Annotated in this window: 14 protein-coding genes and 1 tRNA gene; 12 read left to right on the top strand and 3 right to left on the bottom strand. The window is 50.4% G+C overall.

The genetic code is table 11. From position 1 onward, the window contains the following. The first annotated feature begins 107 nt into the window (after window positions 1–107). Genes cutA through ACS603_RS14265 form a run of 3 tightly spaced genes read left to right on the top strand, consistent with a single transcriptional unit; the run spans window position 108 to window position 2,729 of the window. Window positions 108–431, top strand: a complete 324-nt coding sequence (cutA, locus tag ACS603_RS14275; RefSeq protein ID WP_014068585.1) for a divalent cation tolerance protein CutA — start codon at window positions 108–110, stop codon at window positions 429–431. Further along, a complete protein-coding gene (locus ACS603_RS14270; RefSeq protein WP_474944469.1) occupies window positions 407–2,104 on the top strand; it encodes a protein-disulfide reductase DsbD in 1,698 nt (565 codons plus the stop codon). The genes cutA and ACS603_RS14270 overlap by 25 nt, the downstream gene beginning before the upstream one ends. A 49-nt stretch (window positions 2,105–2,153) precedes the next feature. Continuing rightward, window positions 2,154–2,729, top strand: a complete 576-nt coding sequence (locus ACS603_RS14265; RefSeq protein ID WP_474944468.1) for a transcriptional regulator — start codon at window positions 2,154–2,156, stop codon at window positions 2,727–2,729. Here the strand turns inward: ACS603_RS14265 and ACS603_RS14260 are convergent. Both ACS603_RS14260 and ACS603_RS14255 read right to left on the bottom strand, forming a co-directional pair. After that, on the bottom strand, window positions 2,726–3,316 hold the full coding sequence (locus tag ACS603_RS14260; RefSeq protein ID WP_182063347.1) for a LysE family translocator: 591 nt from the start codon (window positions 3,314–3,316) through the stop codon (window positions 2,726–2,728). The genes ACS603_RS14265 and ACS603_RS14260 overlap by 4 nt on opposite strands. A gap of 36 nt (window positions 3,317–3,352) precedes the next feature. Next, window positions 3,353–4,198 (bottom strand): AraC family ligand binding domain-containing protein, encoded by an 846-nt coding sequence (locus ACS603_RS14255; RefSeq protein WP_474944467.1) that lies wholly within the window; start codon window positions 4,196–4,198, stop codon window positions 3,353–3,355. A gap of 169 nt (window positions 4,199–4,367) precedes the next feature. Between ACS603_RS14255 and ACS603_RS14250 the strand changes: the two genes are divergently transcribed. Both ACS603_RS14250 and ACS603_RS14245 read left to right on the top strand, forming a co-directional pair. Continuing rightward, window positions 4,368–4,443, top strand: a tRNA-Phe gene (locus tag ACS603_RS14250). Between the two features lie 612 nt (window positions 4,444–5,055). Beyond that, window positions 5,056–5,508, top strand: a complete 453-nt coding sequence (locus ACS603_RS14245) for a GrpB family protein (protein ID WP_474944466.1) — start codon at window positions 5,056–5,058, stop codon at window positions 5,506–5,508. Between the two features lie 9 nt (window positions 5,509–5,517). On the opposite strand, the gene ACS603_RS14240 is transcribed toward ACS603_RS14245, so the two are convergent. Beyond that, a complete protein-coding gene (locus ACS603_RS14240; RefSeq protein ID WP_474944465.1) occupies window positions 5,518–6,435 on the bottom strand; it encodes a LysR family transcriptional regulator in 918 nt (305 codons plus the stop codon). 479 nt (window positions 6,436–6,914) lie between these two features. On the opposite strand from ACS603_RS14240, the gene ACS603_RS14235 reads away from it, so the two are divergent. The 7 genes from ACS603_RS14235 to ACS603_RS14205 form a co-directional block, all read left to right on the top strand. After that, window positions 6,915–7,634, top strand: a complete 720-nt coding sequence (locus tag ACS603_RS14235; RefSeq protein ID WP_474944464.1) for an SDR family oxidoreductase — start codon at window positions 6,915–6,917, stop codon at window positions 7,632–7,634. 10 nt (window positions 7,635–7,644) lie between these two features. Next, window positions 7,645–8,853 (top strand): acetyl-CoA C-acetyltransferase, encoded by a 1,209-nt coding sequence (locus tag ACS603_RS14230; RefSeq protein WP_474944498.1) that lies wholly within the window; start codon window positions 7,645–7,647, stop codon window positions 8,851–8,853. Between the two features lie 61 nt (window positions 8,854–8,914). Next, entirely contained in the window at window positions 8,915–10,249 is a 1,335-nt protein-coding gene (locus ACS603_RS14225; RefSeq protein WP_474944463.1) for a GntP family permease, read from the top strand. Between the two features lie 15 nt (window positions 10,250–10,264). Next, window positions 10,265–11,821, top strand: coding sequence for an acyl CoA:acetate/3-ketoacid CoA transferase (locus ACS603_RS14220; RefSeq protein WP_474944462.1), 1,557 nt, complete (start codon window positions 10,265–10,267; stop codon window positions 11,819–11,821). A gap of 61 nt (window positions 11,822–11,882) precedes the next feature. Further along, entirely contained in the window at window positions 11,883–12,305 is a 423-nt protein-coding gene (locus ACS603_RS14215) for a MaoC family dehydratase (RefSeq protein WP_474944461.1), read from the top strand. Between the two features lie 10 nt (window positions 12,306–12,315). Continuing rightward, on the top strand, window positions 12,316–13,515 hold the full coding sequence (gene fabV, locus ACS603_RS14210) for an enoyl-ACP reductase FabV (protein ID WP_474944460.1): 1,200 nt from the start codon (window positions 12,316–12,318) through the stop codon (window positions 13,513–13,515). 58 nt (window positions 13,516–13,573) lie between these two features. Beyond that, window positions 13,574–14,352 (top strand): AAA family ATPase (locus ACS603_RS14205; protein WP_474944459.1); only part of this gene is annotated, 779 nt, incomplete at its 3' end.

The following is a 14,352-nucleotide window of genomic DNA, read 5'->3' as shown; positions in this document are numbered from 1 at the left end:
TGTGGTTGTAAAAATAGTTAAAATCGGGTCGCTATGCGGCCCGATTCATTAATGAGCAGCGCCCTCGCATGGTATAGTGTTTTTTTTCGCGATAACGAGGTCGACCTGTGAATACACCAGACGCTGTTGTTGTGCTTTGTACCGCTCCAGATGAAGCTTCTGCCCAGGATCTTGCCGCCAAAGTGCTGGCAGAAAAACTGGCAGCCTGCGTCACCCTCCTCCCCGGCGCCACCTCCCTGTATTACTGGGAAGGTAAACTGGAACAGGAGTACGAAGTACAAATGCTGCTGAAAACCAACACGGTGAATCAGCAGGCGCTCCTCGATTGTCTCAAGTCTCATCATCCTTACCAAACCCCGGAACTGCTGGTACTCCCGGTGGTACACGGCGATAACGATTATCTCTCATGGCTCAACGCGTCCTTACGCTGATCCTGCTGCTGTGCAGCACATCAGCTTTTGCCGGGTTATTTGATGCACCCGGCCGCTCTAACTTTATTCCCGCCGATCAGGCGTTCGTCTTCGATTTCCAGCAAAACCAACACGACCTGAATCTGACCTGGCAGGTCAAGGACGGTTATTACCTCTATCGCAAGCAGGTCAGCATTACCCCTGCACAGGCGAACGTTGGCCCGCTTCAGTTACCCAAAGGCGAGTGGCACGAAGACGAGTTTTACGGCAAAAGCGAAATCTATCGCCAGCGCCTGAGTGTGCCGGTGACGGTGAACCAGGCCGATAAAGGCGCCACATTGACCGTCACTTATCAGGGCTGCGCGGACGCCGGTTTCTGCTATCCGCCGGAAACAAAAGTCGTTCCGCTGAGCGAAGTCAAAATGGCCGCAGACACTCCTCCTCAACCTTCCGGGAAGAGCGTCGGGAGTGAACCGGGGTCTGCGCTTCCGTTCTCCGCACTCTGGGCCTTACTGATTGGTATCGGCATTGCCTTCACGCCGTGTGTGCTGCCGATGTACCCGCTGATTTCCGGCATTGTACTGGGCGGTAAACAACGTCTGTCCACCGCCCGGGCGCTGCTGCTGGCCTTTATCTACGTGCAGGGAATGGCGCTCACCTACACTGCGCTCGGCCTTGTGGTCGCCGCCGCCGGGCTCCAGTTCCAGGCGGCGCTGCAACATCCATATGTGCTCATCGGCTTGTCGGTTGTCTTTACCCTGCTGGCACTGTCGATGTTTGGCCTGTTTACGCTGCAACTGCCGTCATCGCTGCAAACCCGCTTAACGCTGATGAGCAACCGTCAGCAGGGCGGCTCCGCAGGCGGCGTGTTTGCGATGGGGGCGATTGCCGGGCTGATTTGTTCTCCGTGTACCACGGCACCACTGAGCGCTATCCTGCTGTACATCGCGCAGAGCGGCAATTTGTGGCTGGGTGGCGGCACGCTTTACCTGTACGCACTCGGCATGGGTTTACCGCTGATCCTGGTGACGGTGTTCGGCAACCGACTGCTGCCGAAGAGCGGCCCGTGGATGGAAACCGTAAAAACAGCGTTTGGTTTTGTGATCCTGGCGCTGCCGGTGTTCCTGCTGGAACGCATCATCGGTGACATTTGGGGCCTGCGCCTGTGGGCAATGCTGGGCGTGGCTTTCTTTGGCTGGGCGTTTATTACCAGCCTGGGCGCGACAAAGCCCTGGATGCGCCTGGTGCAGATCCTGTTGCTGGCCGCCGCACTGATAAGCGTACGTCCATTGCAGGACTGGGCATTTGGCGCCCCCGGCGCGCAAACGCAGGCGCACCTGAACTTCACGCAGATTAAGAACGTTGATGAACTGAACACTGCCCTGGCTCAGGCGAATGGCCGGCCCGTTATGCTTGATCTGTATGCCGACTGGTGTGTAGCCTGCAAAGAGTTCGAGAAATACACCTTTAGCGACCCGCAGGTGCAAAGCGCGCTGAAAGAAACCGTGCTGCTTCAGGCGAATGTCACCGCGAACAACGCGCAGGATAAGGCGTTACTGAAACAGCTTAACGTGCTCGGCCTGCCCACCATCCTGTTTTTCAATAAACAGGGCGAGGAGCAGCCCGCGGCTCGCGTGACCGGGTTTATGAATGCCGCGGCATTTAGCGCACATTTGCGCGATCGCCAACCGTAAACGACACTTTAGACGGAACAAACCGTTGGGAAAAACGGAGGAGAAAACCGTGCAACGCGAAGACGTACTGGGACAAGCCCTGCAATTGCTTGAGATTCAAGGGATAGCCAGCACCACGCTTGAGATGGTAGCCGACCGTATCGATTACCCTCTGGATGAACTTAAGCGTTTCTGGCCCGACAAAGAGGCGCTGCATTATGACGCCCTGCGCTATCTGAGCCAGCAGGTCGATATCTGGCGTCGGCAGCTCATGTTAAATGAAGAGCTGACGGCCGAACAAAAATTGCTGGCGCGCTATACCGCACTGACCGAATGCGTGAGCAACAACCGTTACCCTGGCTGCCTGTTTATCGCTGCCTGTACGTTCTATCCCGACCCTGAACATCCGATTCACCAGTTGGCCAATCAGCAAAAACGGGCGGCGCATGACTTTACCCACGAGCTGCTCACCATGCTTGAAGTGGACGATCCTGCCATGGTCGCCAGGCAGATGGAGCTGGTACTCGAAGGGTGTCTGAGCCGAATGCTGGTGAACCGTAGCCAGGCCGACGTGGATACGGCGCACCGTCTTGCAGAAGATATTCTGCGTTTTGCGCAGTGCCGCTCAGGTGGTGCGTTAACCTAAGCCAGTATCCCGGCCCAGGCGGAAACAAACAGGCACACCGCCATCAGCCGCTGAAAACGCACCATCGCCACGGTGGTGCGAAAAATTCTGTTCACCGCCTTGCCAAGCCATGCCCAGCACAACAGACACGCAATCGAGATAATCAAAAACCACAGCGCCATCAGAGCAATATCCCGCAGTGCATTATCGCTTGCCGGGGAAAACAGGCTGACAACCGCCAGCGCCATCATCCAGGTTTTCGGGTTAACAACCTGCAACAGCGCCGCTGCCTGGGCGGTAAAGCGGTTAGGGCTTTTCGACGACAGATTCGCCGCGGGCGCGCTAAACAACTGCCAGCTCATCCAGCTTAACCACAGCACACCCGCCCAGCTCATTACCTGACGGATCAACGGATACTGACGCAACACTTCCCCTGCGCCCGCCCCTGAAATCAACACAATGGCACTCGCGGCAATACAGCCGCCCAGAATGGCAGGCACAGTATTTTTCACACCAAAATGCTGGCTGTTGGTCAGCACCAGAATATTGGTTGGCCCCGGCGTTATCGAGGCAACAAAAGCAAATAGCAGGAAGGGGATCAGACTCACAGGTGGCTCCTTATTATAAGAGCCATGAATGTGACGCTATTTTCTGGAAACGTCTGGAAGGTTTGTGCACAACCGACGGTAATGGGCTGGCGAAATACGGTATGCCCGCTGGAACCAGCGCCCCAGGTGGCTTTGGTCCGCGAAACCCAGAGCCGCGGCAACGTCGACTGGCTGTTCTCCGCGCGCCAGACACTGTCGTGCTTTTGCCAGCCGCAGCTGGATAAGCCAGGCGTGCGGAGCAAGGTGAAATTCGCGTTTAAAACAGCGCGTCAGGGTAAACCTGTCCGTCCCGGTTTCACGCGCAAGGTCGGACAGCCCGATGTTATCGCCAATATGGGCGTACAGGTAGTCGCGTGCACGATGGGCCACCGCCGCGCTCTGTAGCTGCGAGGGCAATCTTTTACGCCAGTGGCAGTGCGAGGTAATTTGCGCCAGCAAACCGTCCATCGTGCTCTGTTGAACAATTTTCATCTCATCGCTGTGAAGCGCGGTAAACGTCTCGCCAATCGAACGCACCAGCTGCGGCTCTCGCGTCCGCGTTTGAGCAAAGTGCAGCGAATAGCTGCCAGGTACGGTGTCATACAGCCCATGCAGCGTGTTCGTCAGCCACTGTTCGTCCAGATAAAACGTCAGATAGGTAAACCCGCCTTCTACCGGCGCATCCCCGTCGTGGATCTCACCAGGCTCCAGTAAAAATGCATCGCCGGGACGGCTACGATGGCGCTCTCGTCGGCAGTGAAACTGCTGAGTACCGGCAAGGGTAATTCCAACCAGGTAGCTATCGTGCCAGTGCGGATCAAACGCATGACCTTCAAAGTGCGCTTTAATCGTTTCAATGCCCGTGTCTGAATGCTGACGCAGCTCAAGCCAGTCGTTCGCCATACTGCCCTCCTCTTCTCATCAGCATTGTCACACTGCGCCAAACCTGTCTGGAAGATTTGTGCAATTTCGCCGCGCAAACCGACAGACTGCCGCAAAGTTAAGCAGTTGAACAGCTTTTCCCGAAATAGTGTTGACGACCGTGCGTGATTGCGGTTTAATGCGCCCCGTTGCCCGGATAGCTCAGTCGGTAGAGCAGGGGATTGAAAATCCCCGTGTCCTTGGTTCGATTCCGAGTCCGGGCACCACTATTTAGAAGAACCCGCCTATGGCGGGTTTTTTGCTTTCTGGGGTTCCGGTAGATTTCTGGTCGTGCTGGCCACAGATGCCGCTACTTTACCTCTTGAGTCCGACCTGAGCATCTCCCTTTAACGACGCCCTACCCTTCCGGTCACTGTGCCAACCTCTGCTGGTCTTCACGCTGCCAATAAACACTATTTCCATCCGGAATACCTGCTGGTGAATTGATCACACCAAGCCAGGATCCGGTCTTTGTCCGGTCAGGAGAAGCCAGGCAGCATCGCTTCTGATGTTTGCAAAACACTACCGCGCCGGTAGGCTTGCTCAATCCCTCACAACCCCTCACAACCCCTCGCAACCCCTCGCAACCCCTCACAACCCCTCACAACCCCTCACAACCCCTCACAACCCCAGAAAGTATTCCCGGCCTTGTTCAGGGTTCCCAATAAAATCTGTTATGAGCACTACCTCAACCAACTTTTCCCAGCCACTACTGAGCAGCAATTCAGGTCTGGCACTTTTGCTGTCCCTAACAATACTCATGTTGACTGTCGCTTAAGTGCCAAGAATAGACATTGCTAACTCAACACTGCATTAGTTATTGGGGAGCAGGTCAAAGTGTGTATGAAACAGAAGTTAGCCGGTTGAGTCCAATTTTCAGCCGTTACGATCTTCACTGTGCTCATATTGGTAGTACCGCAATTCCAGGGGTGGTGGCAAAGCCGATTGTTGATATTATGGTTGGTTTTAAGTCGTTTCCTGTTCCGAAAACGCTGATCAATGCGCTTGAATCGTCCGGTTATGAATTCAGCGAAATATCAGCACAGGGAAACCGATATTATTTAATCCAGCGAGCCCGTAATAATTTCAATATCCAAATAGTGAAATACAGAGATACTCTGTGGTGCAACAATCTCTTTTTTAGAGATTATCTGAGAACGCTCGAACAAAAGGTCAAAGAGTATGGCGAACTTAAACAGAGGATCATTAATAGCGGTACTCTTACGCTTGTTGAATACTCCCGATTAAAACATGATTTTATAGATTCTGTACTGCGCCTGAACGATCGCTAAGCACACAGGTCAGGAGAAATGGATCATATCTTTGATTTCCAGAGTCCTTTTTACCAGGAAATCTTTAAATTTAAGGCAGCGTGATGGCATGGTTTTTAGTGAACGAAACCAAAGGCTTATTTCAAATTTGCTTTTAATGTAATTATCCAGAATAGAGACCAGTTCGCCTTTTTGTAGCTCTTTACTGACTAACGGGAGCGGAAGATAAGCAATACCACCTCCGGCCAGGGCGACATCCTTGAGAAACTCACTATTCTCAATTTCCACCGTCTTGGCTATCTCAATGGTCGTAATATCTCCATCCACGTCAAACTGCCACCGGTTCCCCCCCACAAGCGTTGAGGTATAAATACAGTTATGGAATTTAAGCTCTTCGGGCGACTGCGGTTCACCGTATGAATCGATATAGCTGGGTGAACAGCATACAACTAGCGGGTAGCTAAAAAGGGCTTTCTTAATTAACTGACTGTCTGGCTCCATATGACCGCGATAGGTTGCTCCAGCGCGAATATAGAAATCAATATCGCTATTTTTTTCATCAACATAGGCAGTTTCTTCGATACGAAAACTCACTTCAGGACAAATAAAGAGATACTCGCCGATGATTTTAGACAGAAAGTTCCGTGAGAAAAGTGGTGTTGAGGCTATTGAGATCACCCCCCGATCGGTGTTGTTGGAGGTTTCAACTTCTTTATAAATATCCTGAATGCCTATATAAGCAGCATGAAAACGTTCATATAACAGCATCCCGGCTTCCGTCGGTTGGCTTTTGCGTGTCGTAGAAATAAGTAAAGGAACGTTTAGCTTTTCCTCTAACTCCTTCAGCCAACGGCTACCTGTTGCCGCGGTAATGTGAAATACTTTTGCCGCTTCAGATATCGAACCACAGCGCACGACATGCATAAAGAAAACAGTTTTATCCAGCATTCGCTCCCCCAGAGATTTAACAGGATGATTTGTTTCATAAAGGAATTAAATGTAAATTCGAATGTTATATTTACTGCTTTGTTTTATAGAGTATAGGGGGTGGGGAAGAACGAAGTCAATGTCAGAATGGCATTTGGAAAGTTATTATCTGAAAAATTGATCGGGTTAAAATAGACCGCCACTTTTTGCAAAACAGTTTTTATTTTTTTTAATGAACGGACGAGTATATTTGTTTGATATGTGAGTTTGATCGCTGTACCCCTCTGTATTCTAATGAGTTTTTATCGCGTATTTGATTGAAAATAATGGGTTATTTTCCATTGTTGGTTTTATGTGAAGAATGTTAATCAGTTTTTATCGTGCCACCTTGATAATCCTCTTCAGATTGTTTCGTGACTCTATAATTGTTATTACTGAATGCGAAGGTTACCTCAGGTAATTCTCGTAAATATACGGGATGATTTTCTATGGAGAACAACATGCATAATAAAATCTGTATTGTTACTGGTGCGGCACAAGGTATTGGTCGCAAAATTGTTGAGCTTTTCTCGCAGGCTGGCGTGGCTAAAATTTATGCTTGTGATATTCAGCATGGCAATAATGAAACACTTAAAAATGTTATTCCGGTTACGCTTAATGTCTGCGACCGGCAGGCCATTCAGGAGGTAGTATATAAAATACAGCAGCAGGATGGTCATATTGATGTTCTGGTGAATAATGCAGGCATCACCCGCGACAACCTTATTAATAAGATGACGGAACACGACTGGGATCTGGTTATCGATATTAACCTGAAGGGGGTTTTCAATATGACTCAGGCGGTAGCCCCCATCATGATGGAAAATAATGCCGGTTCCATTATCACCATGTCTTCTGTTGTAGGAACCGACGGTAATATTGGCCAGAGTAATTACGCGGCGACGAAAGGCGGTGTTATTGCGATGACGAAAGGCTGGGCTAAAGAGTTTGCCCGTAAAGGGGCTAAAGTACGTGCCAACTGTGTCGCTCCGGGGTTTGTGGTCACACCGATGACCAAAGATCTGCCGGAAAAAGTGATCGATCACATGGTCGGCAAAACCCCTCTCGGTCGCATGGCAACTGCGGAAGACATTGCCAACGGCGTCCTGTTCCTCGCCAGCGAAAAATCGAGTTTTATTACCGGCCAGACGCTGAAGATCGATGGCGGTCTGGTTATCTGAGGAACTGATGATGAAAAAAGTCTATATCGTTGGCGCGAAACGTACCGCGCTGGGGGCATTCGGCGGGAGCCTGATGAGTGTTCCTGCCAGTGATCTGGCTGCCACCGCCATTTTAGCCGCTATCGCCCAGAGTAAAATCAATCCTGAAAATATTGATGAGGTTATCGTCGGCAACGTTCTGGCAGCAGGACAGGGCATGGGGCCGGGGCGGCAGGCGGCTGTAAAAGCGGGGATCCCTTTTCAGGTTCCGGCACTGACGCTGAATATGATCTGTGGCAGCGGCATGAAAACCGTTATCGATGGCACGCTAAAGATCAAAAGTGGTGAAATGGATTTGGTTGTTGCTGCGGGTATGGAAAACATGTCCCAGGCACCGTATCTGGTTGATAGCCGCGCCCGTTTTGGTCTCAGAATGGGCAACCAACAGATCACCGATTCGCTGATAGCTGATGGGCTAACGGATGTGTTTAACCGCTATCACATGGGGGTGACGGCAGAAAATATAGCGCAGAAATATTCCATTAGCCGGGAAGAGCAGGACATTTTCGCCCTGAAGAGCCAGCAACGTGCATTGCTGGCGGTGGAGCAAGGTCGTTTCGATGATGAGATTGCTTCCGTTACCGTGACCAGCAGAAAAGGTGAAATGCAGTTTGCACGTGATGAATACCCGCGTAAAGACTCCTCTCTGGAGCAGCTTGCCAAATTAAAACCTGCATTTGACAAAGAAGGCACCGTGACCGCAGGTAACGCTTCCGGCATCAACGACGGCGGTGTTGCGCTGATTCTGGCATCTCAGGAGGCGGTAGAGAAGTGGCATCTGGAGCCTCTGGCTGAAATTGTTGCCTGCGGACAGGGTGGTGTTGACGCTACTGTTATGGGGTTGGGGCCGGTGCCAGCAATTGCCGATGCACTTACGCGTGGCAAATTGACCCTTCGCGATATTGAACTACTGGAAATCAACGAAGCCTTCGCCGCACAAGCCATTGGCGTAATGCGTGGATTGTGTACTGAACACGGTGTCGACGCCGCGTGGTTTGAAGGGCGGACTAATGTGAACGGCGGAGCCATTGCTCTGGGACATCCGTTAGGTGCATCCGGTGGACGCATTATTGTTTCACTGCTCTATGAAATGATTAAGCAGAATAAAAAAATAGGCCTGGCGTCACTCTGCATTGGTGGCGGTATGGGGACTGCAATCATTATCAAACGCGCACAATAAAATAACCTTTGTTCGCATTGTATCGCCAATGCGAACAGTACTCTTATTCTCAGAGGACATTATGACTGGATTAATCCTCTCTTTGGTTTTACTTATTTTTCTTATCTATCGCGGCGTACCCGTATTAATTGTTTCACCATTAATGGCCATGCTTGCGGTACTCCTGGGATCAGAAATACCCGTACTATACTCCTGGACAGGCCCGTTTATGCAGTCAGTGGTGGGGTTCGTTGCTGCTTATTTCCCAATATTCCTCGTAGGGGCGATATTCGGAACCTTAATGAACGCCAGCGGCGCAGCATTAACTATTGCACAGTTTATTTCCCAGGCAATGGGGCCACAAAAAGCAATACTTGCAGTTATTCTGGCCTCGTTTTTACTCACCTACGGTGGCGTATCTGTTTTTGTTGTTGTCTTTGCCGTCTTACCTATTGCCAGAACCATTTTTATTAACAGCGATTATCCTCGCCGTCTGCTACCCAGTGCAATATGTGCGGGGTGCTTGCCAGCCTATGTCGCACCAGGTTCAGCTCAGTTTATTAATACCATCCCAATTCCAATTTTTAAAACCACCATCTATTCCGGCATGGATATTGGCATCATTGGGACGCTGGTCTGGTTGGTAATTGGTGTGTGGTATATGACCCGTCTGGTTCGGCAGGCTAAAAGCCAGGGTGAGGGTTACGGAGAAGGACAGGACAGTGAGAAAACTATCGCGCAGGGAAATATCCTGGTTGCCATGACACCGATTGCAATCGTTATTTTCGGTAATATTTTGCTCACACAATATTTCGAACTTGACCATGTCATTCAGCATTACGCCAGTGTTGGCGGTATTCAGGGTATTTGGGCTATTACGGTTTCGCTGTGTATTGCCATTGTTGTTACGCTGGTGCTATATCGCAAAGAGATTGGAAACACAACCCGAACGCTGGCGCAGGGGGCGAACGACTCGCTGACCCCCATATTTAACACTGCAACTCAGGTAGGCTATGGCGGTGTGGTGAAAATGTTGCCGGTATTCGCGGTGATCAAGGCCGCGGTGTTTGCTATCCCAGGGTCTGCAATGATTGCGGCTTCTGTTGGAACGGCAGTGCTGGCCGGGATTGTGGGCTCCACTTCCGGTGGCGTTGGGCTGGCGATGCTGGCATTCGGTAAAGAACTGATGGCGTTATCGGTAGAACATAATATTCCTGCCGGGTTGATGCACCGGGTGATTGTTTTCAGTGCCTCGACCTTCGATACGCTACCTCATTCTGGCTTCATTATTACATTGTTGGGCGTCTGTGGCTTAACACATAAACAAAGCTATAAAGAGCTGTTTATCGTTACCTGTATTTTCCCTGTATTCGCAGTGGTCACCATGATCGCTTACGCCACATTCTTTCTAATTTAAAAAAAGGTTATTATCATGCAATCTGTCAAACAAATTACGGCACAGCAGGCAGCTGATTTAATTCAGGACGGCGATAACGTCATTTTGGGTGGTTTTATTGGCGCAGTCGTACCAGAGTCTATTGAAAAAGCAATTGAAGACAAATTCCTGGCGACGGGGCATCCTCGCCATCTGGGGCTTATTTTTGCTGCCGGGCAAGGCGATGCAAAAGAGAAAGCTAATAATCGCCTGGCGCATGAAGGACTAGTGAGTCACGCCATTGGCGGACACTGGGGTCTTATTCCACGTCTGCAAAAGCTCGCGAATGAAGGGAAAATAACAGGCTATAACTTACCACAGGGTGTTATTTGTCACCTGTTCCGTGACAGTGCGGCAGGCAAAATGGGTACCTTCACGCACGTGGGGTTAGGTACATTTGTCGATCCCCGCGTTGAAGGGGGAAAAATCAATGCCAAAACGACGCAAGATATTGTGACGTATACCGAAGTGAATGGTGTTGAAAACCTCTTCTATAAAAAAATTGACGCAAATATCGCGATTCTGCGGGGTACGACAGCAGATACCCGGGGCAATATTACGATGGAAGACGAATGCCTGATTCTGGAAAACCTGGCTGCTGCTCAGCTGGTGCATAACCAGGGGGGAAAGGTGATTGTCCAGGTGAAGCGCATTGTCCCGGATGGTTCGCTGGATCCGCAGCAAGTGAAGATCCCGGGGATTTTCGTTGATGCTATTGTGGTGGCTGAAGGTGAATTACACATGCAGACCTTTGCCGAGGCAATGAACGAAAATTATGTTGGTCGCGGTTCTCGCACCGGAGAGCAGCGTAAGTCTCGTCCGCTGGATGTCAAGAAAATCATCGCGCGGCGTGCGGCAATGGAGCTGAAAAAAAATGCGATTGTTAACTATGGCATTGGTGCCCCGGAAGTGATTGCACAAATAACGGATGAAGAACACGTGACGCAGGGGCTGATTGCTACCGTAGAGCCGGGTGCAATCGGGGGTTCCCCGGCCGGTGGCCTCTCTTTTGGGGCGTCAGCATTCCCTGAGGCCATCATTACTCAGGATCAAATGTTTGATTTCTATGACGGTGGTGGTCTGGATCAGGCTTTTCTGGGGCTGGCGGAGACAGATGCAAAAGGCGATCTTAATGTTTCAAAATTTGGTGTGAAAATTGCGGGCTGCGGTGGGTTTATTAATATCACCCAGAATGCAAAGCAGGTCTTCTTCTGCGGCTCGTTTACCGCTGGTGAAAGTGATATTGTCGTTGAAGACGGTCAACTCAAGATCCGCCGCGATGGCCATATACTGAAATTCATTAAGCAGGTGCAACAAATCACATTCTCTTCCGATACGGCACGTAAGAATAATAAGACGGTATATTACATTACCGAACGGGCAGTATTTAAATTGACCACCGGTACGATTGAGCTGGTAGAGATAGCACCTGGCATTGATTTGCATCGCGATATTCTTGATAAAATGGAGTTTATGCCGAAGATCAGCTCATCATTAAAAACGATGGATGCGCGTATCTTCAGTGAACAGCCAATGCAGCTAAGTTTGAAATAATTTTTAAACTGATTTCTCCGATTCTTTTTTAATATTTCGATTATCTATCGAGGGTATGACTGTGTCTTATACAATCAAAGATATGTTTATTGGTCAAAAAGCCAGTTTTGAAAAAACGATCACTGAAAGTGATGTGCTGCTGTTTTCAGGTATTTCCGGTGATATCAATCCGGTACATATCAATGACGTGGTGGCAAAAGAGAGCATCTTTGGCAAGCGCGTCGCGCATGGCGTGCTGGTGTCCGGGTTAACCTCTGCCGTACTGGGAATGCAATTACCCGGCGAGGGAACCATTTATCTGGGGCAGGATAATAAATTTTGCCGCCCGGTTTATATTGGTGACACCGTTAAAGCTACCTGTGAAGTGATAGAACTGAATACAGAGAAAAATATTGCCAAATTAGCCACCACCACCACCAACCAGAATAACGAAATTGTTATTGAAGGCATTGCCGTGGTGTTGGCTCCGAAAAAAAGAGCATAAGGATATAAAGATGATTATTGAACCTGTTATTAATGGTGTAGTGGCCAGAACAGCCCATCCTGAGGGCTGCAAGCAGGCGGTGAAAAAACAGATTCATTACAGCCAGCAGCATAAGCAAATTCAGCATGGTCCTAAACGTGTGTTAATTCTTGGGGCATCTTCCGGTTTTGGTCTCGCAGCCAGAGTCGCGCTGACATTTGGTGGCGCGAAGGCGGATACCATTGGCGTTTCATTTGAACGTGGACCGAGCGAAAAAGGGGTGGGTACGGCAGGCTGGTATAACAATGTTTATTTTCGCCAGCAGGCCGAAACAGGAGGGCGCATTGCCCATAATATCGTGGGAGATGCCTTTTCCGCCGAGGTAAAAGAACAGGTCATGGCGCTTATCAACCGTGATTTCGGTGGCCAAATTGACCTGGTTGTCTACAGCCTGGCAACCGGTATGCGCCCCGATCCTAAAACCGGTGAAATGTGGCGCTCCTGCCTGAAAACGGTGGGAAAACCTTTCAGCGGTAAGACCGTTAATCTGGAAAAAGATTGTCTGGATACCACCGTACTGGATGTGGCGAATGACGCCGAGATCCTGGCAACGGAAAAAGTGATGGGAGGCGAAGACTGGGAGGAGTGGATCCACTGGTTACAGCACCATAACGCGCTGGCGAAAGGGGCGAAAACGGTGGCCTTCTCCTATATTGGCCCTGAAATGACATACCCTATCTATCATGACGGGACATTAGGGCTGGCGAAGAAGCATCTGTCTCTGACGGCGGAGCGCCTGAATGCGCAACTGTCTGCCGATAATGGTGGAGCCTGGGTGTCGGTCTGTAAAGCACTGGTCACTAAAGCCAGTGTATTTATCCCTGCATTTTCTCCGTATGTGTTGTGCCTGTATCAGGTGATGAAACAAATGGGGCTGCATGAAACCTGTATTGAGCAGATGCAGCGTTTGTTCACAGATAAACTCTACGCGGGCGGGGAGGTACCTGTTGACGCTTGCCGGCTTATTCGCGTTGATGACTTGGAGTTACGCCCAGACGTGCAGCATGCGGTTAGTGAGTTGATGACCACGCTAAATGACGACAATTTCACACAGGTTGGCGATTACGAGGGGTACAGAAAAGAGTTCCTTCAGCTCAACGGTTTTGGTTTCGATAATGTTGACTACCAGAAGCACGTCGAGCTGTCTGACCTGATGGCGATGAAACCGTAAACGTCAAAAGCCTGTTGCCGATGGCGGCAGGCTTTTTCATGTCTGATGAGGAGACTCCATGTCACGTACCATCATGTTAATTCCTGCGGAACCCGGCATCGGTCTGACCAGCGTCAGTCTTGGGGTGATCCGCGCTATGGAGCGTAAAGGCGTCCGGCTGAGCGTGTATAAACCCATCGCCCAGTCCCGGGATGAGAACGCCGTACCCGATCGCACAACTGCGATCACTCGCGCAAGGACGGGTTTACATGCGGGTGAACCGCTGAAGATGAGCTACGTTGAAACTCTGCTATCCAGCAACCAGAAAGACGTGCTGATGGAAACCATTGTTGCCCGTTATCATGCCGTAAGACAGAACGCGGAAGTGGTGCTGGTGGAAGGGCTTATCCCGACACGTCAGCATCAGTTTGCGCACTCGCTGAATATCGAGATCGCGAAGACGCTGAATGCCGAAATTGTGCTGGTGATGTCCCACGGGCGACAAACTCCCGCGCAACTACATGAGCGTATGGAACTGGCACGCAGTGGTTTAGGTAGCGCTAAAAACATGCTCTCTGGTGTGATTGTCAACAAGATTAATGCTCCGCAAGAAAGGCGCGAAGCGATCCAGTGTGGGATATCTGTGCCGCAAGACGGGTTTTCACGACCGCTGGCGTGGCATAACTTTACGACCAGACTCTGTTCAAACAGTCCTGTTCTGGTGCTGGCTGTTGTACCCTGGAGTGCGGAATTAATTGCCGTACGGGCAATTGATATGGCCCGCCATCTGAATGCGCAGATACTGAATGAAGGGGACATCCGGCAGCGCCGTATCCGCTCCGTTTCATTCTGCGCTCA

The sequence above is a fragment of the Enterobacter sp. Li2LvB3 genome (genome assembly GCF_056156645.1).
The sequence above is the reverse complement of the archived record's forward strand: the minus strand, read 5'-3'. Positions and strand labels throughout refer to the sequence as shown.

Excerpts from the sequence above, each read along its gene's own strand:
- fabV (WP_474944460.1), top strand. The coding sequence starts at position 12,316 with ATGATTATTGAACCTGTTATTAATGGTGTAGTGGCCAGAACAGCCCAT.
- ACS603_RS14230 (WP_474944498.1), top strand. The coding sequence starts at position 7,645 with ATGAAAAAAGTCTATATCGTTGGCGCGAAACGTACCGCGCTGGGGGCA.
- ACS603_RS14240 (WP_474944465.1), bottom strand. The coding sequence starts at position 6,435 with ATGCTGGATAAAACTGTTTTCTTTATGCATGTCGTGCGCTGTGGTTCG.
- ACS603_RS14220 (WP_474944462.1), top strand. The coding sequence starts at position 10,265 with ATGCAATCTGTCAAACAAATTACGGCACAGCAGGCAGCTGATTTAATT.
- ACS603_RS14270 (WP_474944469.1), top strand. The coding sequence starts at position 407 with ATGGCTCAACGCGTCCTTACGCTGATCCTGCTGCTGTGCAGCACATCA.
- ACS603_RS14225 (WP_474944463.1), top strand. The coding sequence starts at position 8,915 with ATGACTGGATTAATCCTCTCTTTGGTTTTACTTATTTTTCTTATCTAT.
- ACS603_RS14235 (WP_474944464.1), top strand. The coding sequence starts at position 6,915 with ATGCATAATAAAATCTGTATTGTTACTGGTGCGGCACAAGGTATTGGT.
- ACS603_RS14255 (WP_474944467.1), bottom strand. The coding sequence starts at position 4,198 with ATGGCGAACGACTGGCTTGAGCTGCGTCAGCATTCAGACACGGGCATT.